The sequence below is a fragment of the Desulfofustis glycolicus DSM 9705 genome (assembly GCF_900130015.1).
Taxonomy (GTDB): Bacteria; Desulfobacterota; Desulfobulbia; order Desulfobulbales; family Desulfocapsaceae; genus Desulfofustis; species Desulfofustis glycolicus.
Genome location: NZ_FQXS01000001.1, coordinates 327,845 through 351,138 on the forward strand (window position 1 = coordinate 327,845; position 23,294 = coordinate 351,138).

General features: G+C 54.2%; 28 protein-coding genes and 1 tRNA gene. 12 read left to right on the forward strand and 17 right to left on the reverse strand.

The window, feature by feature from the left end; all coding sequences use genetic code 11:
- Position 1 precedes the first annotated feature (1 nt).
- The 11 genes from BUC26_RS01595 to BUC26_RS01610 all read right to left on the reverse strand — a co-directional run bounded on the left by BUC26_RS01595 (position 2) and on the right by BUC26_RS01610 (position 4,007).
- Positions 2-1,369, reverse strand: coding sequence for a hypothetical protein (locus BUC26_RS01595; RefSeq protein ID WP_143165877.1), 1,368 nt, complete (start codon positions 1,367-1,369; stop codon positions 2-4).
- Between the two features lie 422 nt (positions 1,370-1,791).
- On the reverse strand, positions 1,792-1,932 hold the full coding sequence (locus BUC26_RS23350; protein WP_153307068.1) for a hypothetical protein: 141 nt from the start codon (positions 1,930-1,932) through the stop codon (positions 1,792-1,794).
- A 3-nt stretch (positions 1,933-1,935) separates the two neighbouring features.
- Entirely contained in the window at positions 1,936-2,109 is a 174-nt protein-coding gene (locus BUC26_RS23355; RefSeq protein WP_153307069.1) for a hypothetical protein, read from the reverse strand.
- A gap of 4 nt (positions 2,110-2,113) precedes the next feature.
- Positions 2,114-2,242: a hypothetical protein gene (locus BUC26_RS24340; RefSeq protein ID WP_279626252.1), complete on the reverse strand. Its 129-nt coding sequence runs from the start codon at positions 2,240-2,242 to the stop codon at positions 2,114-2,116.
- Positions 2,243-2,330: 88 nt separating this feature from the next.
- A complete protein-coding gene (locus BUC26_RS24345) occupies positions 2,331-2,459 on the reverse strand; it encodes a hypothetical protein (RefSeq protein ID WP_279626253.1) in 129 nt (42 codons plus the stop codon).
- Positions 2,450-2,761, reverse strand: a complete 312-nt coding sequence (locus tag BUC26_RS01600; protein ID WP_073373074.1) for a hypothetical protein — start codon at positions 2,759-2,761, stop codon at positions 2,450-2,452. The genes BUC26_RS24345 and BUC26_RS01600 overlap by 10 nt, the downstream gene beginning before the upstream one ends.
- A gap of 63 nt (positions 2,762-2,824) precedes the next feature.
- Positions 2,825-2,962 (reverse strand): hypothetical protein, encoded by a 138-nt coding sequence (locus BUC26_RS23360; RefSeq protein ID WP_153307070.1) that lies wholly within the window; start codon positions 2,960-2,962, stop codon positions 2,825-2,827.
- A gap of 36 nt (positions 2,963-2,998) precedes the next feature.
- Positions 2,999-3,133 carry a hypothetical protein gene (locus BUC26_RS24350; protein WP_279626254.1) on the reverse strand — a complete coding sequence of 45 codons (135 nt, stop codon included), beginning with the start codon at positions 3,131-3,133 and terminating at the stop codon, positions 2,999-3,001.
- 145 nt (positions 3,134-3,278) lie between these two features.
- A complete protein-coding gene (locus BUC26_RS01605; protein ID WP_073373075.1) occupies positions 3,279-3,590 on the reverse strand; it encodes a hypothetical protein in 312 nt (103 codons plus the stop codon).
- 24 nt (positions 3,591-3,614) lie between these two features.
- Positions 3,615-3,788 carry a hypothetical protein gene (locus BUC26_RS23365; protein ID WP_153307071.1) on the reverse strand — a complete coding sequence of 58 codons (174 nt, stop codon included), beginning with the start codon at positions 3,786-3,788 and terminating at the stop codon, positions 3,615-3,617.
- 18 nt (positions 3,789-3,806) lie between these two features.
- Complete coding sequence (locus tag BUC26_RS01610) at positions 3,807-4,007, reverse strand: hypothetical protein (RefSeq protein WP_073373076.1); 201 nt, start codon at positions 4,005-4,007, stop codon at positions 3,807-3,809.
- Between the two features lie 143 nt (positions 4,008-4,150).
- Between BUC26_RS01610 and BUC26_RS01615 the strand changes: the two genes are divergently transcribed.
- The 6 genes from BUC26_RS01615 (at position 4,151) to BUC26_RS01635 (ending at position 8,172) form a co-directional block, all read left to right on the forward strand.
- Positions 4,151-4,573, forward strand: coding sequence for a helix-turn-helix domain-containing protein (locus tag BUC26_RS01615; RefSeq protein ID WP_073373077.1), 423 nt, complete (start codon positions 4,151-4,153; stop codon positions 4,571-4,573).
- A 346-nt stretch (positions 4,574-4,919) separates the two neighbouring features.
- Complete coding sequence (locus BUC26_RS01620; protein WP_073373078.1) at positions 4,920-5,714, forward strand: hypothetical protein; 795 nt, start codon at positions 4,920-4,922, stop codon at positions 5,712-5,714.
- Between the two features lie 60 nt (positions 5,715-5,774).
- Positions 5,775-6,203 (forward strand): hypothetical protein, encoded by a 429-nt coding sequence (locus BUC26_RS22865; protein ID WP_143165878.1) that lies wholly within the window; start codon positions 5,775-5,777, stop codon positions 6,201-6,203.
- Positions 6,204-6,371: 168 nt separating this feature from the next.
- Positions 6,372-7,277 carry a hypothetical protein gene (locus BUC26_RS01625; protein WP_084540368.1) on the forward strand — a complete coding sequence of 302 codons (906 nt, stop codon included), beginning with the start codon at positions 6,372-6,374 and terminating at the stop codon, positions 7,275-7,277.
- A 224-nt stretch (positions 7,278-7,501) separates the two neighbouring features.
- Positions 7,502-7,870, forward strand: a complete 369-nt coding sequence (locus tag BUC26_RS01630) for a type II toxin-antitoxin system RelE/ParE family toxin (protein ID WP_073373079.1) — start codon at positions 7,502-7,504, stop codon at positions 7,868-7,870.
- Entirely contained in the window at positions 7,867-8,172 is a 306-nt protein-coding gene (locus tag BUC26_RS01635) for a helix-turn-helix domain-containing protein (protein WP_073373080.1), read from the forward strand. Before BUC26_RS01630 ends, BUC26_RS01635 begins: the two co-directional genes overlap by 4 nt.
- Positions 8,173-8,540: 368 nt before the next feature.
- Here the strand turns inward: BUC26_RS01635 and BUC26_RS23370 are convergent, their stop codons facing one another.
- Both BUC26_RS23370 and BUC26_RS01640 read right to left on the reverse strand, forming a co-directional pair.
- On the reverse strand, positions 8,541-8,690 hold the full coding sequence (locus tag BUC26_RS23370; RefSeq protein WP_153307072.1) for a hypothetical protein: 150 nt from the start codon (positions 8,688-8,690) through the stop codon (positions 8,541-8,543).
- 843 nt (positions 8,691-9,533) lie between these two features.
- A tRNA-Sec gene (locus tag BUC26_RS01640) sits at positions 9,534-9,631 on the reverse strand.
- A 210-nt stretch (positions 9,632-9,841) separates the two neighbouring features.
- Here BUC26_RS01640 and BUC26_RS23820 point away from each other — a divergent pair.
- Positions 9,842-10,195: a hypothetical protein gene (locus tag BUC26_RS23820; RefSeq protein ID WP_153307073.1), complete on the forward strand. Its 354-nt coding sequence runs from the start codon at positions 9,842-9,844 to the stop codon at positions 10,193-10,195.
- Between the two features lie 37 nt (positions 10,196-10,232).
- Here BUC26_RS23820 and BUC26_RS01650 read toward each other — a convergent pair whose 3' ends face one another.
- A complete protein-coding gene (locus BUC26_RS01650; protein WP_073373082.1) occupies positions 10,233-11,492 on the reverse strand; it encodes an MFS transporter in 1,260 nt (419 codons plus the stop codon).
- Positions 11,493-11,600: 108 nt separating this feature from the next.
- Between BUC26_RS01650 and BUC26_RS01655 the strand changes: the two genes are divergently transcribed.
- Positions 11,601-12,140 carry a DUF309 domain-containing protein gene (locus BUC26_RS01655; protein WP_161949787.1) on the forward strand — a complete coding sequence of 180 codons (540 nt, stop codon included), beginning with the start codon at positions 11,601-11,603 and terminating at the stop codon, positions 12,138-12,140.
- Between the two features lie 72 nt (positions 12,141-12,212).
- On the opposite strand, the gene BUC26_RS01660 is transcribed toward BUC26_RS01655, so the two are convergent.
- On the reverse strand, positions 12,213-14,099 hold the full coding sequence (locus tag BUC26_RS01660) for a transketolase C-terminal domain-containing protein (RefSeq protein ID WP_073373204.1): 1,887 nt from the start codon (positions 14,097-14,099) through the stop codon (positions 12,213-12,215).
- A gap of 209 nt (positions 14,100-14,308) precedes the next feature.
- The gene (locus BUC26_RS01665; protein ID WP_073373084.1) at positions 14,309-17,938 is read right to left on the reverse strand and encodes a hydantoinase B/oxoprolinase family protein; all 3,630 of its coding nucleotides are present in this window, start codon (positions 17,936-17,938) and stop codon (positions 14,309-14,311) included.
- A gap of 201 nt (positions 17,939-18,139) precedes the next feature.
- Between BUC26_RS01665 and BUC26_RS01670 the strand changes: the two genes are divergently transcribed.
- Genes BUC26_RS01670 through BUC26_RS01680 form a run of 3 tightly spaced genes read left to right on the forward strand, consistent with a single transcriptional unit; the run spans position 18,140 to position 21,077 of the window.
- Complete coding sequence (locus tag BUC26_RS01670) at positions 18,140-19,123, forward strand: TRAP transporter substrate-binding protein (protein ID WP_073373085.1); 984 nt, start codon at positions 18,140-18,142, stop codon at positions 19,121-19,123.
- 27 nt (positions 19,124-19,150) lie between these two features.
- Complete coding sequence (locus BUC26_RS01675; protein WP_244155753.1) at positions 19,151-19,783, forward strand: TRAP transporter small permease; 633 nt, start codon at positions 19,151-19,153, stop codon at positions 19,781-19,783.
- 1 nt (position 19,784) lies between these two features.
- A complete protein-coding gene (locus BUC26_RS01680; RefSeq protein ID WP_073373086.1) occupies positions 19,785-21,077 on the forward strand; it encodes a TRAP transporter large permease in 1,293 nt (430 codons plus the stop codon).
- Positions 21,078-21,083: 6 nt separating this feature from the next.
- Here BUC26_RS01680 and BUC26_RS01685 read toward each other — a convergent pair whose 3' ends face one another.
- Positions 21,084-21,620: a winged helix DNA-binding protein gene (locus BUC26_RS01685; RefSeq protein WP_073373087.1), complete on the reverse strand. Its 537-nt coding sequence runs from the start codon at positions 21,618-21,620 to the stop codon at positions 21,084-21,086.
- Between the two features lie 282 nt (positions 21,621-21,902).
- On the opposite strand from BUC26_RS01685, the gene BUC26_RS01690 reads away from it, so the two are divergent.
- Positions 21,903-23,243: a PhoH family protein gene (locus tag BUC26_RS01690; protein WP_073373088.1), complete on the forward strand. Its 1,341-nt coding sequence runs from the start codon at positions 21,903-21,905 to the stop codon at positions 23,241-23,243.
- Positions 23,244-23,294 lie beyond the last annotated feature (51 nt).

A 23,294-nucleotide genomic window follows, 5' to 3' on the forward strand; every position in this document is an offset into this window, starting at 1 on the left:
GTTACCTCTTCAAGGTGACGATGCGGATGGCCAGCCACATGAAGGCCAGCTGGATCGCCGCGCGGATCGCGATCAGGCCGGTGGAATAGTCGGCAAACGATAACGAGTGCACGCCGTAGGTCTCGCCGCCGTCGATGACCAGTTCAGGGCTGCCGCCACCAGGGGCGGCGTCGAGAAAATCGGTCGGCACGGCAAACAGGCCGGTGCCGCTCATATCGGTCAGAAACTGGTTGGTGCGCTCGCCCCAGCTGTGTTCACCGACACTGTAGGCGGGCGGGATGTTGTTGGGCAGTTCCTGGGTCGGCTCGTTGGTGCCGGTCAACTCACCGGTCATCGTGTCGAGTTTTTCGCCGAGGGTGGTTTCCATCTGGTTGATATCTTCGCCAAGCTGCTCGCCGACTCCTTCGATATCGTCACCAACGCCGGTGATCTTGTTGCCCAGGCCGCGCACGTCCTGGCCGAGGCCGTCGAGCTTACCGCCGACGCCGTCAATGCTATTTTCGATCTTGGCCGTGTTGTCCGTTGTCGTCTGGCTGTTCTGGCCGATCCAGTCGAGCAGCTGGTTGGTCCGGGCCTGCTCTTCGGCGATCGCTTTGGTGTTCTGTGTGGTGGCGCGGGTGTTCTCGTCGATCGAGTCGAGCAGTTCGTTGTCTCCGGCACCGTCGCCCGGCTGTTCGTTCGGGGAGCCGGTTTCTGGGGTCTCCGGGTCGTCGGTTGGCTGATCGGTGCCTTCGCTCGGGTTCTCGTCGTTGTCCGTCTGGTCGGAGTCGTTGACGCAGATACAGGTATCGGAGCCGGGTACGTACATGAATGCCCTGGGAAAGCATTTTCTCCGGCATTCGTCGGTCTTCTCGTCGGTGTCGGGCTCCGGGGTGTTCGGGTTGAGGTTGATTGTCGCGCTGTCGACCAGGTCGGTCAGCCAGTCTTCTTCGATGTCGCAGACATCGCAGTTGTCTTCCGTGCAGTTGTCGTTGACCTTGTAGGAGATGCAGGGGATCTGCGCCTGCGCCACGGATGCTTCCGAGCAGCTGCCGGGGCTGGTCTCGTAGAACACCGAACTGCTGATGTTGTTGCAGTCGCTTTTCTTATAGACAAAGGACAGGTTGCACAGTGAGCCGTCCGGTTCATATTCCTTCATCCAGATCCAGGCGACGTTGGTGATCTCTGGATCGTTTGCGTCGAGGTCGCAGGCGTTGCAGATGCCGTCGTTATCGTTGTCGTTGCACTTGCAGTCGCCTTCGCAGGTGTCTTCGTCGATATAGTAGTTGCCTACTCCGCATTGTTGTTCCAGTGCAGCACGTTCGTCCTGGCAGGGATCGATTCCACTGCAATAAACATAACCGTCAGGTTTGTTTTCGCTGTCTGCCATCCATGAATCATCCCAATTTGAAATCATTCGTGCGCCTGGCAAATTAGGCGCATTTTTTAGCATTGGCGTATAAGCGACTCGATACCACGATGAGCCTGTCCATACGTTTAGGTAATACTGATAATAATAAACGGGAGTCGTAGGATCATCGCTCTGAATCGGATCAGCAATTTTTGTGAATGATTCGGATTGCCAATCTACAGTTACATTTTCCTCTGTATAGTTATTCAGCGTATAGGCACTACATGGACTACCCATACAACTGTATGACTGACGAGTAACGTAATAGCATGATTCTGGAATCTGTGGTGGTGGAGCACAAAAGAGTTGTTTGGCCAGGCCGATCAGAAAGACGAAGACCAAGGCAATGACGATAATGATCTTCAGCCGGATCTTGAAAAATGATGGGGTCGGGATGGCCATCAGAAGTTGATTGTCTTGAGGATATTGGCGATGAGAAAGCCGCAGGCGACGATAAAGGCGATGGCCACGAACGGAGCGGCCAGCGCGAACAGGTCGGTGATCAGCTGGGCGGTGTCGAAGTCCTGGGGCATGGTGATCATGGCTTACCAGTCATCGTTATCGCTGGAGCCGGAGTCGCCGTGCACCAGTCGCTCACTCTGCTCGATCTGCAGTTCCACGAGGTGTTCGCGTTGCATCTCTTCCTGCGCTTCCCGCTGCTCGCGGGTCAGTCCACAGCTGTCGCGGGTACCGTCGTCGTAGTCGGTGTACCAGCCCATAGTTTCAGCTCCATTTGATAGTAGTGGCAGCGACAAAAGCGATGCCGGTCAGCCCGCCGAGACCAAAGGACATGATATCGGCCAGGCTCAGCGTGATCGCCTCCAGGATCTGGGTCAGTTCGGCGGCGGTCATCGGCTCAGCACGCTGTTGATGATGACAAAGACGGTGTAGATGATCGAGGCGTAGCCGAGCATGAAGATGGTTGCACCGTTCATATTGATCACCCCTTGGTCGGCATTTTGCCGATCGATTTGTTCACCGAGAAGAGGAAGCCGACCACGAGGCCGGCCACCCAGCCGCAGAGCACCAGGCCGAGCCCGGCGCCGTAGAGTGCCAGATTTATCTCCATCCCTTCACCCTGAGGCTCGTGCTTTTATTGAGCAGCTTGCGATAGACCTGGTTCTGCTGGTCCCACTCGAAGCTGCCGCGTGACCAGGTGTCGCGTGCCTGCCGGGCGTTTCTTGCCTGGTCTTCGTAGTAGTCGGCCGAGCGGTTGAAGCGGCTCGATTCCAGGGACGGAAAGAGCATTGCTTTGACCAGGTCGAAGCCGGCGACGAGCAGCATGAAGCCGACCAGGGCGGTGACGATGGTGCCGATGTCCAGTTGGATCTGGCCCACCAGCGGCAGGGCAACTTGAAAGGCTTGGTCCATGGGTTTCTTGTCTTGTTAAGAAAGGAAGGGGAGCTGCCTGCTCCCCTTCCCGGGGCCGGGTGATTAGACCGGCATTTTGGCGGTGCGGCCGATGTAGCGGCGGGCAACGAAGAACAGGCCAACGCCGATGAAGCCGAGCATCAGCGTGGAGACGTTCGTTGACAGGCCGGTGATATCGACGGCGTCAAACAGATCTTGCATGGGATTCCTCCTTATGCAGGGGTTTGGGGGTTATGGTCAGTGGAATACCTTGTAGAGTATGCCCAGGCCGACCACGATGAGAAGGCAACTGACGATGCCGGTGACGGTGGTCAGAAGGTCCGTGCGGATGCCGGTAAAGTAGGTTGCCTCGATGAGCGGTGTCCATTCCATAGCCTTCTCCTCTTGATTTTTTGGTGCGGCGGGGGGTAGAGTGAAAATGATGCGGGAAATCGGGACGATCGACAGCGCACCCGCCCGGCTGTAGCCGGAACGGCTGCGCTGTCGATCTCGTGCGGAGTCGGCTGGTCATATGCTGTTACCGTGCGGGTTGGTCCCAGAGACTGAGTTGATTGAACCAGCGGCCGTTGTTGAAACGACTGCTGGCGGACAAGAAGGCCGTGGTTTCGATTTCGGATTCTTCGCGGCCCATCGGCATGCGTGAGTTGATGACGATCTCGGTGGGCCGGTGCAGCGTATCTTTGGCCGGGATGATGATCCGGTTGGCGTAGAAGTCGCCGCGCTGGCTCTTGATCTGCTCGACGGCTTTGATGACGCCGTGGACGAAGACTTCGAGCCTGCTGTCTTTGAATTTGGTCTCGGTGCTGGGGGCGGTGGTTGTTTGGGCCATGGTCGTGTCTCCTGTCTGTGGTTGTTAGATGGTGCGTGGCTTGATGGTGATGGTCTTACCGTCTATGCGGTATTGGGCCAGTTTCAGGCCGCAGCGCTCCTGGCTGAGCAGTTTCTGGATGGCGCGGTTGGCGGTTACCGGGTTGTCGGTGCCGGTGACTTTGAAGCAGCTGATGTGGATTTCCTTGGTCTGTTTCATGGGCGTGGTCTCGTCTGGTTAGAGGCGGGTGGCGGTCCAGCTGGGCGGTTGGTTCATGAGTTCCGTGGTGCAGGGGGCGCAGAGTGAGTGGTCCGGAGTGATCTGGGTGCCGCAGGCGGCGCATAGGTGATGCGTTGGTGTCGGTGTTTTTGGATCGATGACCCAGGTGGTGCCGGCCAGGACTGCGATTTCCGGTTGCAGTTTTTTGTCAGGATTCATTTGAAATCCCTTGTTTCATAAGGAAATACAGATAAGATTAAACAAGTATTTCGTATTGCAGCGCCGAAGAAACATGTGTTTCTTTGAGCCATTATTAATGAATCTATTGTTTCATGTCAAGAAGAAAACGAAACTAATATTTCATGAATGCTAACTTTAACGACGTCTGGGAAAGACTAGTTGAGGCAACAGATATCCGGTTCAACAAAGATCTGGCTGAAATTGTTGACGTAACACCTCAATATGTCTCTCAAAAGAGAAGGAAAAACGAATTTCCATTTGGGTGGGCTTACCTGGTAGCACAAAAATATAATTTGCTTACAGAGTGGATCATTACTGGCAAGCCTCCGAAAAATATTGAAGGGAAAAAAAAGGATTCACTCCATTTTCAGATACTTAACGATCTTGATGAATGGCTGCAGGAATTAGTAGTAGGCGAACCTTACCGCAAGGAATGGTTCCGTGCGTCTATTGAGGATTCTTTTCCGATGTTTCGAGAGTGGAAGAAAAGAAAAGAGAATGAGGAAGGCAGAAGTGATATCGATCCACAGTCTAATGTAGCGTAGACACGCACAACTGGTAAACAAATATTACCAAAAAGCACCTTTCAAGGAGGTCCTTGAAAACCCTGTACTACTGAGTGTCATATTCTGAATATATGATATGCAGTTTTGCGTATTATACGAAGTTCGCCTAAGCAGTTATTTTGCACTTATTTTTCTTTTCCGCTAACTCTTGATAATATTTCGGTATGATTTGTCGATGTTATTTAACATATAATTACAGGTATTTATCGTTTATACCTATGGACAAAATCATGGTGATCTGAAAAAATGCTAGTCTTCAAATTAGCCGAAGATCTCCTACAAATAAGTACTAACAGCGAATTCGCCTAATTAACGTTATGCAATAATGGAATATTCTAAGTTTCAACAATCTGTTATTGAAGCAATTAAAGATTGCAAAAGTGAAGTAAAAAATTGTTGCGAAAATGCGCTACTCCATCTTGAAAAGGCATGGCTTATCAAAGATATAGATGCAGAGATGGCAGTTTTCAGAGGAATAACAGCAGAAGAGGAAGCCGCAATTGCATTATTTTTTTGTCTCAAGAAGCACCAATACAATAATGCTAATAAATTACCATTCAAACAACATCCTGCAAAGCTAGGTTTGTATCCGTTTCTGAGACATATTGGTAATCATCTAGCTGGCACGTTCTTTTCAGAGTCAAGCCCATTTGAAAATCATCGATTGAAATTAATTGATGTTAACGGCAGAAAAGCATTAGTAATAATATTCAAACTGAAGAATCACAATATAGACATTAGACCACTTCCTCCTCTACACTTCACTATTTCAAATGATGAAACTGGTGAAATCAAAACATTTGATATCGATTTTAAAGAGTTGTACATAGGTGATAATTATAAAAACTCTTTAAAATATATAGAAGATGTTTCAAGTAAAAGAAACAGATTGCTCTATGCAAATAGTGCTGGAAAGCCAGAAGTTAAAGGGGATATGGAGGAATACTTAAACTTCCAAAAAATGAAAGTATTTCTATTTATCTACATTGTACTTCTGATCGACCCTTGGGAAAAAGCGGAAGGTTCTTCAGGGTTTGTTCAGCAAGCCTTAGATTCATATCTGTTATTACTTAATAGAATCCAGAAAGAAGATGTAATACAGGCCCAACAAAGCGTTTGAGGCGATCTCGCTGAAACTCGCCGCTCAACTTCACGTTATATGGTGGAAAGTATAATTAAAATGAAAGACGAAGCGTATATTAAGGCTATTGGCCATATCCTATTCTCTTTTCAAATGCTTGAAGAAGGGCTGAAAATATGTGTAGGCCTTTCTTATGACATAATATCTGCAGTAGTTCCAAGTGAACTTTCATTTAAAGTCAATGCGAAGAAAATTGAAAAATCCTCATTAGGTAGCCTTATAACGTTGTTTTCAGATGTTACTAAAAATCATTCTCTAGTTACAGACTTGAAAAATATTGTCCAATGGAGAAACTTTTGTGCACATAATGCATATTTACATGAATTTCAAAACAGAAATGATCAAAGTAATTTTTCAAACCATTCTATAGAAGATTTAGTTAAAGTACTAAAGCATTTAAATGAATTAGTAAATCGTGTAGGAATAGAAGTGGCTAAGCTGAGAGAAGTTCAAAAGAAACTGGAATAATAAAGACATATAACCAGGCGTTCAAAGGGACTGCATGAGGCTCGGCGTTTAAAAACTCCGTGGCAGGTCAAAACATAAATCATATATATAAAGTAAATACTAGAGGCCCCGCAGCCCCTTAACTTCACGTTAGATTAAAATACTTCATAAAGTGAAATTGGAAGAGATATGAACACCAATATTAACAGAATCGAAAATGAAGATAAAAATGAAATAAAAGATCGAAAACAAAGCGATTGGTCACGCACTAAGTGCTTTGTTATAATCTTATTCTCGTCTGTTGTAGTATATAAAATAGCAATAACACCAGTGGAAATAGTTGTTGATTTTCCCACTTTGTTGTCTCTCTTGTTAGCTTTCTTTTCTGTAGGGTTAGCAGCTTTGTTCTATTTTAAAGCCACTGAAAGCTCTAATGTTTTTTATGATAATACAATCAAATTCACAAATGAAATTGCCTCGTTGCTTGTAAAGATTGAAAGTGGCTTTGGGGAAAAGCTACGACATCTTGATGAAGGTTATACCAGTATGCGAGACAAAATGGATGGCATCCCTCGAAATTATGAAATTGAAGACACAAAAACGGAAATCAAGAAAGGTCAAGAAGAATTACAAAAAAAGTTGGTTGAAAAAGATAAGCTAGTAGAAGAATATGCTGCAAAGGCCCAGCTAGGCGAAGAGGAAAAAAAGGCATTTAAGGATAGACTAGACAAATATATGCAAGAGTATAATTCAGCTATAAAAGAAATATCTTTTCTAAAAAATAAGTTAAAACATGCTGAATATCTTTCTTCGCATTCTGAAATAGACTTAATTGAAAATGACTTGATCGAATTCATAGTTACAAGGTTATTTTCTCTAATATCACCAGCATTAATTTTAGAAGGTAGTAGGGCAGCAATAAACAGAGAATTTCAGCAGATCAAAAATAGGTTACCAAAATCCTTTGTCACTAGCTTACAAAAACATGAGCTATTGACCCCTCAAGGTACTATATCTGGAAAGGGGGCTTTATTACTAAAACAAATTGCAGAGGATTATTCTTTATCTAACCAATCGTTTCACCGGACTCGCTGAAGCTCGCCGGTGAACTTCACGTGAAAACGAGAAACAATTACAATCACAGTGTCCCGTGTGTATCCCGGATCGATCTGTAGATCCTGATTTTACTGCATGGTCCGGGGTTCGACTCCCGCCGCCCTTAAAGATTCAGTGTTCTTCCCAAAAAGTTACCACCTCTCTGTTTTTACGCATGTTTTACATGGCTTGATAAGTATAGCACTAAGTGCTATAGTGTGTTCATGAAAAAACTGATGACGAAGAGATTTGCCAAGTGGTCTGCAAAGCAAAAGATCCATTCCAGAGCTCTGGAAGAAGCTTTGTCAGAGGTTATCAGTGGGAACTACGGGGTCAATCTCGGCGGGAATGTCTACAAGAAAAGAATCAGGTTTGAAGGCCAGGGGAAAAGCGGAAGCGGGAGAACAATAATCTGCTACAAAACGGATGATAGAGCCATTTTCGTCCATGGCTTTACGAAAAAAGAGAAATCAAATCTATCGGATAAGGAACTTGTTGCGTTCAAGGAGCTTGCCAAGATCCTGTTAAACCTATCATCTGAAGATCTGGATATGGCCATCAGCAGTGGAGCACTTAGGGAGGTACGATCATGAGAAAATCAATTTCCAAATCAGTAACGAGCACCGTTGCCGATCTGAACAACTTAGGGTTGGTAGACGATATCACGCTCAGGAATATAGAGAGCCTTTGTCTTCCTGAAATTAAGGATTATAGCCCTGAGCATATCGCAGGGATCAGGAAACGATTCAAGTTGAGCCAGGCGGCCATGGCCAGTCTGTTCAATATCAGCACTTCAACCGTGCAAAAATGGGAACAAGGGAACAAGAAGCCTACAGGGGCATCAAAAAAGCTCTTGGACATTATGGAAAGGAAAGGGTTAAAAGCACTCGTGTGAAAAAAATGTCAGTCGATCTGAAAGGTAAAGACGGTTTCGAATCGTGCCACCTGATTAAAACGAAGACCATGACTGGTGAAATCGAATCCAGCCATGGTCTTCGTTGTTGAATCAATAAGAAATCGTCACTTCTCCTGCAGCTCCTCCAGTTCCAGCAGTTCCAGGGGAATCGGTGCTACCAGGTCCACCCGTTCCGGTGCCGTTGACCCCCTGGTAGCCGTCTCCACCTTCTGCGCCATCACGCCCTTGTGAGCCTAAGCCTCCTGTGCCGCCATTGAGGCCATCAAGGCCAGGATCTCCAATACCAAAAGAATTGCTGAAACCGCCACCACCGCCACCATGTCCTCCGGTCGCAGAGGCTAGGACAACTAGGCCCCGGAGTATTTGCGAACTACCGCCCGAGCCACCACCACCGCCGGCGGCTGCTCCTGCATTATTGCCGTCAACGCCATCATCATAACCGCCATCTCCGCCTGGAATTGATGGTGCAATTGCGCCACCCTGACCGCCAGATCCACCGCCGCCTACTATAATGGTCAGGGCTTCCCCAGAGGTTACGGCAAAGGTTGTTGAGGCTGTTTGTCCTATGCTTCCCGTTCCGCCGTTACCACCCGTGGCTCCGTCCATGCCGAGTGCTCCGCCACCTCCGCCTCCTTGCCCTCCAATCACCATAACACTCAGTTGCGTTACTCCAACCGGGACAAGAAATGTCTGGGAGCCGCCCGTAAACGTGAAGGTTTCACTTCCTGTTGGCGGCGGCTCCGGTGGGTTTTCGTCCGACGAGTCACGTTCACCACTGGTCTGAGCGTGGGCAGGAACCACGATCAGGCTGGTGATCGGTTTAAACCACCTTTCAGGTAAAAACTGGGCGCCAGCAAGGACGCCAGAGGCTACTAATGTTTTCTGAAGAAGTTTTCGTCTGCCCAAATTGCTGATTTGCTTCTGCGTAGCAATAATTGATGTTTCAGCGTCATCTTGTGGTCCATCGCTCATGTTGTTGTGCTCCTTCCAAAGTTTCGAGAAAATACAAACGCATCTGTACGAAGGTGCAAATATTGCCCCCACTGTAGTTCTTTTCCCAAGACAACGGAACAAGGTTTTCCACCTGTTCCGCGAATGTCTGGATCATTACTTGAAGAAAACTGCTAACTATCTGCAATATAATGGGTCTTGTTATAATGAGAAAGGACGGAGTCGGGGATTAAGCACGATTTGACAAGAAAACCTTGTCAAATGGTCTTAGGTCGGATAAATGCCGCCTATTGAAAAACAATCTGTTAAGATTGAATCAGCCAATAAAAATCCGGGAGGGTTTCGGGAGGGAAGGACGCCCTAATAACAGACTGATATCATAGGATAAATGGCGGAAGTGCATGGGAATCGAACCCACCCGACAGGCTGTTAACCCGTCACACCGGATTTGAAGTCCGGGAGGGCCACCAGTGCCCTATCCACTTCCACACGGCTTGAATGATTACCGATAAAGCACACAGATTAATTAATATTGACCGGGAAAGCAACTTATTATAATACATCTTCTATGGGGTCCGGCACGGGCAGCCCGCTGTGGACTCCTGCCAAGAACTGAAGACCTTCCTGTTTTTTCGCTTGTTTCAGGGATTAAGCCGGGACGGACGACCGACCAACAATCAAGCAACCAAAACATCGTATGCAGTGTGAGAGACTGATCAAGCTGGTTAAAACGTGGTATTTGCACGTAAAAGAAGAGACCATGGCCCCGGCCCGGATGGTTCAGTTTATCAAACAGCACGTTGCCACCTGCCCGGTTTGCAAAGAAGACCCGAGCCTCCAGGAAGAAATCGACAGGATCACCGACATCATCCTGCCTGAATCGAAGATTCCCAAAGCGGTTCGCCTGCGCCAGGAACTCGACGAAGAACTCGATGAAGACGACGAGGAAACGGCCGACGACGACACCGACGAAGAAAGCGATGATGACAGCGATGACCTGGAAGAAGACGAATTCGCCGAAGAGGACGACGACGCAGACGACGAGTTCTGATCACCTCATACCGGTATCACCGCTGCCCAGAGCGCGGCTATCGACCATCCTGCGACCGAAACGAGTTGCACCGGCCCGGTGACGGCAGCCGAGACGCCAGCCAAACGGCAGCCAGCGCCAACAGACCGGTCGCGGCAAACCCCAGCGCAAATCCGCCGCTTACCTCGGCAAGTACCCCTGCGCCATATGGGCCGATAATCTGGCCAATACCAAAGACAAAGGTGACAAAACCAAAGATCGAGGCCGTCTTTTCGGGCCCGGCGAAATCGCCGACCAGCGCCGCCACGATCGGAGGAATGCTCCAGGCGACCAAGCCGAAACAAAGAATCGACAGATACAAGAAAGGGAGCGGCAACAGTGTCATTGCCGAAAAATAGGCGGTGGCCTGGATGGCAAAGACAAGCATCAGTCCGGCCCTCCTGCCGAATCGATCCGACAGCCAGCCGAAAATGGGACCGGAACCCAGGCTGAGCAGACCGATGATGGACCACAGCAGACCGGCATACTGTTCCGAAAATCCCCGCTCCTGAACCAGGGAGGTCACCAGAAACGTCACATAGATGACGTACGTACAGCCAAAGAGGAAATAGATGGCTGCGCAATGCAGGGTCATCCGCCGCATCTCTGTTGGCGACAGCGCTATGCCGCCGGTTCGGCCGGTCTGCCTTGCACCTCCCCCGAAACGAGTACGACCGGCAGGCCGGTTCCTGGCGAAGGTCCCGCAGATCATGGCCATGACCAGGGCCAGCCCGCCAAGGACCAGCCAACTCATGCGCCACCCGCCGCCGGTTGCATTGAGTAGCGGTACCAGGTGCCCCGCTACGACAATACCAAAGCCGTTGCCGATCACCACCATTCCCGAGGCCCGGCCTCGAACGGCAGGTTCGAACCAGGCGGCAATCAATGCCATGATCGGCACATTGGCCAGGGCACTGCCGATTCCGGTAAAGCAATAGAGCAACATGATCACGCCGAGATGATCGGTGCAGCCGATCACCACCATCGAGCCGCCAACCAGCATCAGAGCCAAAAAGATGAGCAGACGCGCGCCGAAGAGTCCGGTCAACTTTCCGCAGAACAACACTGCGCCGAGATAGCCGCAGAAGTTCAACGTACCGATGGTTCCCATCTGGGAATAACTGAGGTGCAGCGCCTCCCCCATAGCCGGCAGCATCATGCCCAGCGCGAAGCGACCGATGCCCAGGGCGGCAAACAATCCGCACATCCCGACGACAATGATCACCGGACGATACCGCCGCCAATCGTCGTCCCAGGTCTTGAGCAGTCGATTTCCCATGATTACCGACCAGGTTTGCCTTGCTTTTTTCGGTGAAGGAACGCACTAATGAAACAAAGCGCCGACCGTTTTGTCGCAGGCGCATCACCCCCGTCAACAAGATCCGTCATGGCACACCGATTCAACCCGTTTGAAGATCGGCTGAGCAGGGATATTCGCAATGACCTGTCGGCGTCGCTGCCGCAGGTGCTCGAAAACCGTTGCCTCGATGGCGCTCGCAGCGTCGCCGAGGCCTACCTGCAGAACAACCCGGCAGAGATCTATCGAGATTACATCGAGCGGCGCCTCACCGCCTATCACCTGGTCCTGGAGTCACTTGCACCATCCGGTCCACCGGCACCCCTGATGACGGCGGCAATCCTCTGGGATCTCGGTTTGTTCTTTGAGGTACATGAGGTTCTCGAGTTGCACTGGCTGCAGGCAACCGGTGATCTGAAACAACTTCTGCAGGCGCTGATTCGCGCCGCCGGCGTCTACATCTACCTCGAAGCCGGCTACCCTCAGCGATCCGCCAAGATCGCCGCCAAAGCGGTGCCGGTGCTCAGACGACTGCAAGACATGGCAGCAGAGCAGCTGCAGATCGAAGCGATGATTGCCGCCCTTGAAGAACCGCTCGATACGACACCGCCACGTCTGCGCCGAGAATAAACAGGTCAAGGCCCATTGTCGGCTCAACAGACGAAAAACACTGGGCTCTAGTCTCTCAGCGAGTCATGCCGCCTACAGCAGCTCCTCGACTTTCTGTCGAATGGCGGCGGGATCGCAGCCTTGGTAACCCACCTGCTCGCCGAGCCCACCCTGCCCTTCTCTGGTCGTTCCCAGTCGGGCATAACGCGGCGAGAAGCCGTTTTCCAGTAGCCAGGTACCATAGCGGCTCCCCAGGCCGGTTTTGAGGTTCTGGCTTTCTACGACCAGTACGAACGGGCTGGCTCCGGCCCGGGCAAGCATCTCGGTATCGACGACATTAAGGGTAGACTTGTTGATCAAACCGACCTCGATACCATCCTGGCGCAGCCGTTCAACGGCATCGAGGCAGCGATACAGCATCTCTCCGTACGAGACGATATAGCCGGCCGTGCCGCTTCGAATCAGTTCGTCCTTACCCGGTTCAAAGCGATAACCTTCGCCGAAGAGTTTCGCACCGTTTTCAGCGAGGATGAACGGAGTGGCCGAGCGGGTCGAGAAAATGAACCGCAGGCCCTGATCAGCAAAAATCAGCGGCAGCATCGCCCGCAATTGCAGGGCGTCGGCAGGGAAATAGAGCCGGGTGATGTCTCCTTCGGCCAAGCCGTTATCGGCGAAAAATGCGTTGATCCCAAAATGGCAGGTGTTATCGGCCATGTCGTCGACGCCGATATGGGAGAAATGGGCAAGGACATTGGCCCGATTGAGCCGGGCCATGGTGATTTCCGAAACGACCATCTCGAGAAACGCGGAGAAGGTGCCGAAAATTCCCTGGCGGCCGGACTCGGAGCCGAAACCGGCGGCAACGGAATAGTTGTTGCGCTCCATGATACCGCCGTTCACGTAGACGGCCGGATGGTTCTTGCGGATATGGTGAAGCCCGCAAGAGCCTTCGAGATCGGAATCGATGACGAGCACCTTGTCGGCAAGGTTTTCCATGCTGTCGAGCAGTTCGCTGATGATCTTGCCGAAATCGTCGCGGCACTTGCCAGTCTCTTCGCTGCTGCCGAGATAGACAATCTTTTCCTTGGCGACGTCGGTCTTGCGTAGCACGCTCACCGCTTCGGCCTGTCCCCGGGACTCCAGATAGTCGATGGCATACGGCACCGGGATGACGTCGTGTCCCTTTGGCAGCCCCTCGATACCCGGCACACCCGGGGCCATCTTGCGCTTGCAGATCACCGCGGCCGGCCCGGAACCGGTCAAGGCGGCGCGAACCCGATCAAACAGCGCATCGAGATCTTCGCCATCGACTTCGCAGACCGTCAGTCCGTGACCGGCCAGTGTTTTGCCAACGGAAAAACCCGGCAGATAGGTACTCGGGTGACCGGCGATGGTAACATCGTTATCGTCGATGAACAATTTGACATTGAGCCCCCGGGAGACGGCATAACGGGCTGCCTCGGCATCGTCGCCCTCCTGTTGCGAACCGTCGCTGCCGAACAGGACGACGATCTTTTCCGGGTCGGCTTCAGCCACACCGTTGACATAGCTCCAGAGATGACCGAGCCGGCCCGAGCTGAAATAGACCCCTGCCGCTTCGTCCCGCTCCGGGTGACCGTAGAGTCCTTTACCGAACTCCCGGTAGTGCAACAGATCGTTATAGGATTTCCGGCCGTTAAGGGCCGCCAGCAGATACTGGATGGCCACCCGGTGTCCGGCCTCGTCGAAATGGACAGGAAAGAGACCGTTCTCGCCTTTCATGAAGCCGTCGGTAATCAGTACTTCCGGAACGATGTCGAAAGCACCGCCGGTATGACCGCCCAATCCTTTGACATTGGCCAGTGCGGTAAAGAAAATGAGGCTGTCCCGAACCAGCGAGATATTGGTCCGCAGCTGGTTCCGCTGCTCATCGGTCAACGTGGTCTGCGCGAAACTGAACTGCAGCGGCTGATAACCGCTCATGTCTATCGGAAATGTCATATCGTCCTCCACAACGATAAGGGATGCATCGAAAAAATCAGACTGCCGTGGGTGTTTGAGAAAGAGGTCTACTTTATTCGAGATCCTTTCCAAAAACCACGCTTTTTTCCGTTTATCGAGGACGATCACCCGATCTGCCGCACCAGGTCGGGAATGGTTGCGGGCAGTTACCGCCGCGGCAAAAAATTGGCAGCGGTAACCGCACCCGTTTACGGCTTGCCAAAGCCGCCACCGCCGGGAGTCTCGATAACGAACAGGTCGCCCGGCTGCATATCGATCTCATCATTGCCGCGCAGCTCCACCCGACTGCCGTCTTTCCTGACGACGTAGTTGCGCCCACGGGCACCGTCTTCTCCTCCCGCCAATCCATACGGCGCCGTTTCCCGATGCGAGGAGAGAATCGTTGCGGTCATCGGCTCGAGAAAGCGCATCTCCCTGATCACGCCGTCGCCGCCGCTGTAACGGCCTGCGCCGCCGGAGCCCCGCCTGATGGCAAAAGACTCGAGCCGCACCGGAAACCGCCACTCCACCACCTCCGGATCGGTCATCCGGGTATTGGTCATGTGGCTATGCACCGCACTTGTCCCGGGATGATCCGGACCGGCACCGGTACCACCGCAGATGGTCTCATAGTTCTGGTAGGTTTCATTGCCGTAGACGAAATTGTTCATCGTTCCCTGCGAAGCCGCAAGAATACCGAGCGCACCGTACAGCGTGTCGGTAATCGCCTGGGAAACCTCGGTGTTTCCGGAGATCACCGCGGCCGGATAGCGCGGCGAGATCATCGTCTCCGGCGGCACGACAATCCTGAGCGGCTTAAGGCACCCTTCGTTGAGCGGGATCTCGTCGTTGACCAGGGTGCGAAAGACATAGAGCACGGCTGCCCGGCAGACGGCGGTCGGTGCATTGTAGTTACCCGGGTGCTGGGGTGAGGTACCGGTGAAGTCGATAACCGCCTCACGGCGCTCCCGATCAACCCTGATCTCGACGGCGATCTGCTGGCCGCCGTCGAGATGATTGACGAAACGGCCGTCCTTGAGTACGTCGAGGACCCGCCGCACCGATTCTTCGGCATTGTCCTGAACGTGTTTCATGTAGGCGTGCACCACGTCGAGACCGAATTGGGCGACCATTTTGCGCAACTCGTTGACGCCGGTTTCATTGGCGGCTATCTGCGCGGTCAGATCGGCCATATTCTGGTTAATATTGCGGCAGGGATAGGGACCGGAGGCAAGCAGCCGCCGGGTCTCTTCTTCGCGTAGCCGACCGTCCTCGACAAGCAGGAAATTATCGATCAATACCCCTTCCTCGTCGATATGACGGCTGTCCGGCGGCGACGATCCCGGTGTCCGGCCACCGATATCGGCATGATGGCCGCGCGAACCGACGTAGAACAGAATGTCCCGGCCAGCTTCATCGAATACCGGCGTCACGACGGTCACATCGGGCAGATGGGTGCCGCCGTTGTACGGTGCGTTGAGCATATACACCGAACCGGGCCGCATGGTCGCCTCGTTTTCACGAATAATGGTCTTGACCGAGTCGCTCATCGAACCGAGATGCACCGGTACGTGGGGTGCGTTGGCCACCAGATCGCCGTGCTCGTTGAAAACCGCACAGGAAAAATCGAGCCGCTCCTTGATGTTGACCGAATAGGAGGTATTGGCAAGCGTTGCGCCCATCTGCTCGGCAATCGACATGAAAAGATTGTTGAACACCTCGAGCATCACCGGATCGACATGGGTACCCACCGCCTCCGCGCGTGGACGTTGCAGGTAGCGGGTCAGAATCAGGTGCCGGCGGTTGTTCAGGGCGGCCCGCCAGCCCGGCTCGACGACCACCGTGCCGGTCGGCTCGATGATAATGGCCGGACCTTCGACGGCCTGCCCCGGTTCAAGGACCGCCCGATCGAACAGCGGCGTGGTCTGCCACTGCCCGGCCATGAATACGTCCGCCCGGGCAATCGGCTCAAAGGGCTGATCGTCCGGACCCTCGTCGATCATCTCGTCGTCCTGCATCTCGCCGGCCCCAACCGCCTCGATCGATACCGCCTCAACCATCAGCCTGCGCTCGCGGGCAATAAAGCCGAACCGCTGCCGATGAGCCTGTTCGAACGCCTCGCGCATTGTCTCACACTCTCCGGCTTCAACAATCAGCGACGTGTCGGTGCCGTCATAGCGGATATGGACCCGTCGCAGCACGACGATTTCTTCCGCCGCCACACCCTGACTGACCAACTCCTGCCGGGCCTCTTCTTCCAAGGGCCGGCTTTTCGACTCGATTATCGCCATGACCGGCTCATCAAGGACATGTTCGATCTGAACTTCGCGCATCGCGGTGATATCGGCCAGACCCATGCCATAGGCCGACAGGACGCCGGCAAAGGGATGGAGAAAAATCCGCGTCATGCCGAGGGCGTCGGCAACCAGACAGGCATGCTGCCCACCGGCGCCGCCAAAACAGTTCATCGTGTAATCGGTGATATCATGACCGCGCTGGACCGAGATTTTCTTGATGGCATTGGCCATGTTCTCAACGGCAATGCGCAGAAAGCCGTCAGCCACCAGTTCCGGCGGTTGCACCGGCAGGTCGGTGGCCCGGGCGATCTTTGCTGCCATCTCGGCAAACCGCGCGACAACCGCCTCCCGATCGAGCGGCCGATCGGCATCGGCGCCGAAAACATGGGGAAAGAAATCGGGCTGGACCTTGCCGAGCATCACGTTGCAGTCGGTGACGGTCAGCGGCCCACCGCGCCGATAGCAGACCGGGCCGGGATTAGCACCAGCCGAGTCGGGACCGACCCGATAGCGGGCGCCGTCGAAGTGGAGAATGGAGCCGCCACCCGCCGCCACGGTATGGATATGCATCATCGGTGCACGCATCCGCACCCCGGCGACCATGGTCTCGAAACTGCGCTCATAGGCGCCGTCGTAATGGGCAACATCCGTTGACGTGCCGCCCATGTCAAAACCGATCAGCTGCCGGTAACCGCTCATTTCAGCGGTCTTGACCATGCCGACGACGCCGCCGGCCGGACCGGACAGGATCGCGTCGCGCCCCTGGAACATCCGGGCATCGGTCAGGCCGCCGTTGGACTGCATGAACATCAGCCGCGGCCCGCTTTCTCCGGTACCGCCAAGATCGCCAGCCACCTGGTCGACATAACGCCGCAGGATCGGTGACAGGTAGGCATCGACCACGGTGGTATCGCCGCGCGGCACCAGTTTCATCAGCGGGCTCGCTTCATGACTGGTCGACACCTGGGTAAAACCGATGGACCGGGCCAGCGCAGCCGCCCGCTGTTCGTGCTGAGGGTAGCGATAGGCGTGCATGAAGACGATGGCCACGGCGCGGATACCGCGCTCATAAGAGGCACGCAGACTGCGCGTCAACTCGTCTTCGTCGAATTCGCAAATAACCTCTCCCCCGGCCCCGAGTCGTTCGCTGACCTCGGCGACTTCTTCGTAGAGCAGTTCCGGCAACACGATATGGCGATCGAAGAGGCGCGGCCGGTTCTGATAACCGATCCGCAGTGCATCACCGAACCCCCTGGTAATCACGAGCAGGGTCCGGTCACCGGTGCGCTCGAGCAAGGCGTTGGTGGCCACCGTAGTTCCCATCTTGACATGTTCGATGTGTTCGGTCGGGATCGGCTCGCGCTTGCCGATGCCGAGCAGATCGCGAATACCCTGGACCGCGGCATCGTCATACTGCTCGGGATTTTCTGACAACAATTTATGGGTGACGATGGTGCCGTCGGGCTGCCGGGCGACGACATCGGTGAAGGTTCCGCCTCGATCGATCCAGATGCGCCAGGCCGTGCTGTTTTTCGTCTCCATGGTCGTTCCGCGGTAAAGGATTGTGGTAGTGTGGAAGGAGTGTAATAGAAATTTTTTATCGACATTTTGTCAATGTAATGCCATAATGCCATCAGGACGACGGAATTGCAAGATCATATTGGGTGCCATTTCCATTCCGTTTATGGTAGTTTTACACTGCTGGTCACCGTCTTTCCACCACCAACACGAGAGGAGCGTATCATGAAACGGTTGAAAAAACTCATCCATGGCCTGTTGTTCTCCCTGTCCATCTGCTCCCTGACCGCTCTGGCTCAAGCGGCCGACACCTGGGACATGCCGACCCCGTATCCGGACAAGACGTTCCACACTCAGAATATCATGCAGTTTGCCGATGAAGTTCGCCAGGCAACCGACGGCAAGCTCGACATCAAGATCCATTCGGCCGGTTCGTTGTTCAAGCATCCGGAAATCAAAAATGCGGTGCGTGGCGGTCAGGTGCCGATCGGCGAATTCTTCGTCTCCCTGCTCTCCAACGAAAACCCGGTATTCGGTGCCGATTCCCAGCCCTTTCTGGCCACTAACTACGAAGATGCTGAAAAGCTGTGGGCGGCCCAAAAGCCGATTGTCACCGCCCTGCTGGAAAAACAATCGCTGATGCCGCTCTTTTCCGTAGCCTGGCCGCCCCAGGGGCTCTACACGAAAAAGCCGATCAACACCGTCGATGACCTTAAAGGCATCAAATTCAGGACCTACAACGCGACGCTGGAAAAATTCGCCAATCTGGTCGGCGCCGCACCCACCCAGGTAGAGGTTCCGGATATTCCGCAAGCCTTCGCCACCGGCCGGGTAGAAGCGATGATCACCTCACCGTCCACCGGTGCCGACTCTAAAGCATGGGATTTTGTTGAATATTTCACCGACATTCAAGCCTGGGTGCCGAAAAACATCGTGGTTGTCAACACCCGTGCCTTCCAAAAACTCGACGCTGACATTCAGCAGGCCGTTTTGACCGCGGCCGCCAACGCCGAAAAACGCGGCTGGGAGATGAGCCGCAAGGAAACCGCGGACCAGATCGCCGTCCTCAAGGAAAATGGCATGAAGGTCGTCGAGCCGAGCGAGGAGTTGATGGCTGGCCTGAAAAAAGTCGGTGACGAGATGCTGGCCGAATGGAAGGAGGCCGCCGGCGCCGAAGGTGAGTCATTGCTGCAGGCCTACGGCAAATAAACAATCCCCTGAGCGGGAGCGGCGTCTTTGTCGCTCCCGCCCGAACGGGCCTGTCGACCGATGCGAAGAGTTCTCGACACCCTGTATCTGGTAAGCGGCTGGCTGGCGGCTTTCTTCATCGCCGCCATTGGTGGCGTTGTTGTCGCCCAGGTGAGCATGAACCTGATTGATCGCGCCAGCACGTTACTACGTGGCACCGCCGTCGGTCTGACCATTCCGTCCTATGCCGATTTCACCGGTTTTTTCCTGGCCGCCGCATCGTTTCTCGCCCTGGCCCATACCTTTCGCCAGGGCGAGCATATCCGGGTCACCATCCTGATCGGCCATTTGCCCGCCAGGATCGCCTGGGCTTTCGAATTCTGGTGCGTTGCCGTAGCCGCCGCCATTTCCTGCTACTTCACCTGGTACACCGGGGTACTCGTCGGCGAATCATACCGCTTCAACGATCTCTCTCCGGGAATGATCGCCGTGCCGTTATGGATTCCGCAAACAGCCATGCTCATCGGGCTGATCATCCTGTCCATCGCTTTGATCGACGAGTTTGTCGGTCTGCTGCGGGGCAGGAAACCCGCGTACCTGGAGAGTGACGAGGGGCTGTTGGTCAGCGAACCCTACGAAAACGACGCGCCACCGGCTGAGACGGAGCAGCGCCGTGCCTGAAATGTTCATGATCGCACTGCTCCTGGTCTTTCTGCTGGCGTTGCTGGCCAGCGGGATCTGGGTGGCATTCTCCCTACTGGCAGTCGGCATGGCCGGCATCCATTTCTTTTCCGGCGCTCCCCTGGGCAATGTCATGGCTACCACCATCTGGGGCGCAAGCAACAGTTGGGCGTTGGCCGCATTGCCGCTTTTTATCTGGATGGGCGAGATTCTCTTTCGCTCACATCTGTCAGAAGACATGTTCACCGGGCTTTCTCCCTGGCTGTCCAAACTCCCCGGCCGACTGCTGCACGTCAACATTCTCGGCTGCGGTATCTTCGCGGCCGTCTCCGGATCGTCAGCGGCCACCGCCGCGACCATCGGCAAAATGTCGCTGCCCGAACTGGCGCGGCGCAATTACCCGGAAAAGATGATGGTCGGCACCCTGGCCGGCTCGGCGACCCTCGGCCTGCTCATTCCACCGTCGATTATCCTGATCGTCTACGGCGTCGCCACGGAACAGTCTATCGCCCGCCTCTTTATCGCCGGCATCCTGCCGGGCCTGTTGCTGGTCACCCTCTTTATCGGCTATGTCGTAATCTGGTCGCTACTCAACAAAGAACAGATCCCCAAACAGGTTGAAACGTTGCCGCTCGCCGAGAAGATCCGCCGCTCGCGCCGGCTCATTCCGATCATCCTGCTCATCGTCGGGGTAATCGGCTCCATCTATGCCGGTATCGCCTCGCCCACCGATGCCGCCGCCGTCGGTGTACTCCTCGCCCTGCTGCTTTCCTGGCTGGGTGGGACCCTGGACCGAAAGACCTTCCTTGACGGCCTGATGGGCGCCACCAAGACATCCTGCATGATCGCCTTCATCCTCGCCGGTGCCGCCTTTCTCACGGTCGCCATGGGCTTTACCGGAATCCCGAGAATGCTGGCCGAATGGATCGGCACGCTGAACCTTTCACCCTATGCCCTGCTCGCCGCTCTATCCATTTTCTTCATCGTACTCGGCTGTTTTCTTGATGGCATTTCGGTGGTAGTGCTGACGACATCGGTCATCATGCCGATGATCGAGCAGGCCGGGATCGATCCGCTCTGGTTCGGTATCTTCGTCGTATTGGTGGTTGAAATGGCCCAGATCACGCCGCCGGTCGGCTTCAATCTGTTCGTCATTCAAGGCTTGACCGGCATGAATATCCTGCGGGTCGCGGCTGCGGCGATACCGTTTTTCCTGCTGCTGGTCGTCGCGCTGATCCTGATCACCGTGTTTCCGCAGATCGTTACGGTCCTGCCCGGCATGATGGGCGGTTAAAAAGCGTCAGAGCGATGATGCCGCTCTGGCCGCCTGGTCGTAGAGTCCCGACATGAAGCGCAGGACCACGGCGGCGCGACTGACTTCGATGCCTTCCCGATCAAACGAGGCAAACGCCGAGACCAGGCAACGCTCGCGCACATCCCGATAGGACTCGCAGGCCTGCCGGCCTTCCTCGGTTGAACAATAAAAAATCTCCTTGCCGCGCTTCTCCCGGCCGACAAGGCCTGCCTTGACCAGTTTTTTCAATGCATAATTGACCGTGTGCTGATCTTCCACGTGGAGCACGAAACAGATGTCGGCCAGCCGTTTGCTGCGGTTTCGGTGGTTGACGTTGTGCAGGACGAGAACCTCGAGCGTACTGAAATCGGGGTGACCGGCAGCGGCCATGCACTGGACGATCCAGCGACTGAAAGCGTTGTTGGCGGTAATCAGACCATACTCCAACTCGCTCATCTGCCAGCCCCCCGCCGACGCGAGATGCTCCGAGGAAACTATCGGACTGAAGTGCTTCAGGTCAAGATTCTGTTTTTTTCCGCTCATAGACGTCTCCGCACCTCCTTCTTTCTTGTCTGCTTGCCGAATCCTGAACATACCAGAAGCACTGCCCGCTGCCAACTGCCGGCAGTCTCATTGCTGAACACTACAGCACACGGCCAGGTGCACCCAGTTGCAAGCAGCGACCTGATCCGGCAGAGCAAACGAAAACGTTACATGGAGGAATCGATTCTGGTATAGTTACAGCCAGTCTTTGTGCACGCGATGCGGGAGGTGATCTCCGCTAAATCACCGACAATCTCTCACCACCGCTACGGACAGCCCATCATGCCGAAACGAAAGAAAGTATTTGTCATCGACACCAACGTAATCCTGCACGACAGCACCTGTATTCACCACTTCGACGAACACGACATCATCATCCCGATCACCGTTCTCGAGGAACTCGACCAGTTCAAGAAGGGCAGTCAGATCATCAATTACCATGCCCGCGAGTTCGTCCGCGAACTCGATGCGCTGAGCACCGACAGACTATTCAATGGCGGTATCCGTATCGGTGCCGGCAAAGGCACCATTTCCATTCGCCTGGAGATGGATCCCCATCCCGACCTCCTGCCGTTTTTTCCCAACACGGACAAGCAGGACCATCGCATCCTCAACATCGCCTACCACATTGCCAGGCAACAGACCAAACCGGTCATCCTGGTCAGCAAGGATGTCAACCTGCGCATGAAAGCCCGCTCCATCAAGCTGATGGCCGAGGATTACACCACCGACCACGTTCGGGACCCGGCCCATCTCTATTCGGGTTGCCGCTACGAAGAAAACGTCACCACTCGACTGATCGAAAAACTCTATGAAGCCGGGGGCGAACTTGGTCTCGACGATTACGTTGCGGAACCCCCGCTCCGACCCAACGAATTTCTCGTGCTACGCAACGGCAAGAAATCGGCCCTGGCAATCTGCGCGATGAACGGATTCGACGGCAGTTTTGCCCTCAAGCGAGTCAACAAGGAGAGCATCTATGGCATCACCCCGCGCAATGCCGAGCAATCCTTTGCCGTCAGCGCCCTGCTCAATCGGGACATCAAACTGGTAACCATCACCGGCAAGGCCGGCACCGGCAAGACCCTGCTTGCCCTGGCCGCCGCTCTGGAAACCCGGACCCACTACCGGCAGATCCTGCTGACCCGCCCGGTCATGCCGCTGTCCAACAAGGATATCGGCTATCTTCCCGGGGATATCCAGTCCAAGATCAAGCCCTACATGCAGCCCCTCTACGACAATCTCGGTGTCATTCGCGGCCAGTTCCCGGAAAAAAGCGAGATGTTTCAACGTCTGCAGAAAATGCTCGATGAAGAGAAACTGGCCATCGAACCGCTCGCCTATATCCGCGGTCGAAGCCTGGTCAAAATGTATATGATCGTCGACGAGGCGCAGAACCTGACCCCGCATGAGGTGAAGACCATCATCACCCGCGCCGGCGAGGGGACGAAGATCGTCTTTACCGGGGACATCAACCAGATCGACCACCCCTATCTCGGCATCAGGTCAAACGGCCTCAGCAATTTGATCGACAAGATGCAGGGGCAGGCGCTGTACGCTCACATCGACCTGCGCAAGGGCGAACGCTCGGAACTCGCCGATCTGGCCAGCGACATCCTGTAACCACCGCCGCGAGCATTCTCATCCCTCGGCGCCCAGACAAGCGCCTGCTAT

Excerpts from the sequence above, each read along its gene's own strand:
- BUC26_RS01635 (WP_073373080.1), top strand. The coding sequence starts at position 7,867 with ATGAGAAAATCAATTTCCAAATCAGTAACGAGCACCGTTGCCGATCTG.
- BUC26_RS23350 (WP_153307068.1), bottom strand. The coding sequence starts at position 1,932 with ATGATCACCATGCCCCAGGACTTCGACACCGCCCAGCTGATCACCGAC.
- BUC26_RS24340 (WP_279626252.1), bottom strand. The coding sequence starts at position 2,242 with ATGACCGCCGCCGAACTGACCCAGATCCTGGAGGCGATCACGCTGAGC.
- BUC26_RS01655 (WP_161949787.1), top strand. The coding sequence starts at position 11,601 with ATGGCACACCGATTCAACCCGTTTGAAGATCGGCTGAGCAGGGATATT.
- BUC26_RS23360 (WP_153307070.1), bottom strand. The coding sequence starts at position 2,962 with ATGCAAGATCTGTTTGACGCCGTCGATATCACCGGCCTGTCAACGAAC.
- BUC26_RS01660 (WP_073373204.1), bottom strand. The coding sequence starts at position 14,099 with ATGACATTTCCGATAGACATGAGCGGTTATCAGCCGCTGCAGTTCAGT.
- BUC26_RS01690 (WP_073373088.1), top strand. The coding sequence starts at position 21,903 with ATGCCGAAACGAAAGAAAGTATTTGTCATCGACACCAACGTAATCCTG.
- BUC26_RS23365 (WP_153307071.1), bottom strand. The coding sequence starts at position 3,788 with ATGAAACAGACCAAGGAAATCCACATCAGCTGCTTCAAAGTCACCGGC.
- BUC26_RS01595 (WP_143165877.1), bottom strand. The coding sequence starts at position 1,369 with ATGGCAGACAGCGAAAACAAACCTGACGGTTATGTTTATTGCAGTGGA.
- BUC26_RS01650 (WP_073373082.1), bottom strand. The coding sequence starts at position 11,492 with ATGGGAAATCGACTGCTCAAGACCTGGGACGACGATTGGCGGCGGTAT.
- BUC26_RS23355 (WP_153307069.1), bottom strand. The coding sequence starts at position 2,109 with ATGGGCTGGTACACCGACTACGACGACGGTACCCGCGACAGCTGTGGA.
- BUC26_RS01670 (WP_073373085.1), top strand. The coding sequence starts at position 18,140 with ATGAAACGGTTGAAAAAACTCATCCATGGCCTGTTGTTCTCCCTGTCC.
- BUC26_RS01665 (WP_073373084.1), bottom strand. The coding sequence starts at position 17,938 with ATGGAGACGAAAAACAGCACGGCCTGGCGCATCTGGATCGATCGAGGC.
- BUC26_RS22865 (WP_143165878.1), top strand. The coding sequence starts at position 5,775 with ATGAAAGACGAAGCGTATATTAAGGCTATTGGCCATATCCTATTCTCT.
- BUC26_RS01615 (WP_073373077.1), top strand. The coding sequence starts at position 4,151 with ATGAATGCTAACTTTAACGACGTCTGGGAAAGACTAGTTGAGGCAACA.
- BUC26_RS01630 (WP_073373079.1), top strand. The coding sequence starts at position 7,502 with ATGAAAAAACTGATGACGAAGAGATTTGCCAAGTGGTCTGCAAAGCAA.
- BUC26_RS01685 (WP_073373087.1), bottom strand. The coding sequence starts at position 21,620 with ATGAGCGGAAAAAAACAGAATCTTGACCTGAAGCACTTCAGTCCGATA.
- BUC26_RS24345 (WP_279626253.1), bottom strand. The coding sequence starts at position 2,459 with ATGGAGATAAATCTGGCACTCTACGGCGCCGGGCTCGGCCTGGTGCTC.
- BUC26_RS01620 (WP_073373078.1), top strand. The coding sequence starts at position 4,920 with ATGGAATATTCTAAGTTTCAACAATCTGTTATTGAAGCAATTAAAGAT.
- BUC26_RS24350 (WP_279626254.1), bottom strand. The coding sequence starts at position 3,133 with ATGGAATGGACACCGCTCATCGAGGCAACCTACTTTACCGGCATCCGC.
- BUC26_RS01680 (WP_073373086.1), top strand. The coding sequence starts at position 19,785 with ATGTTCATGATCGCACTGCTCCTGGTCTTTCTGCTGGCGTTGCTGGCC.
- BUC26_RS01610 (WP_073373076.1), bottom strand. The coding sequence starts at position 4,007 with ATGAATCCTGACAAAAAACTGCAACCGGAAATCGCAGTCCTGGCCGGC.
- BUC26_RS01625 (WP_084540368.1), top strand. The coding sequence starts at position 6,372 with ATGAACACCAATATTAACAGAATCGAAAATGAAGATAAAAATGAAATA.
- BUC26_RS23820 (WP_153307073.1), top strand. The coding sequence starts at position 9,842 with ATGCAGTGTGAGAGACTGATCAAGCTGGTTAAAACGTGGTATTTGCAC.
- BUC26_RS01600 (WP_073373074.1), bottom strand. The coding sequence starts at position 2,761 with ATGGACCAAGCCTTTCAAGTTGCCCTGCCGCTGGTGGGCCAGATCCAA.
- BUC26_RS01605 (WP_073373075.1), bottom strand. The coding sequence starts at position 3,590 with ATGGCCCAAACAACCACCGCCCCCAGCACCGAGACCAAATTCAAAGAC.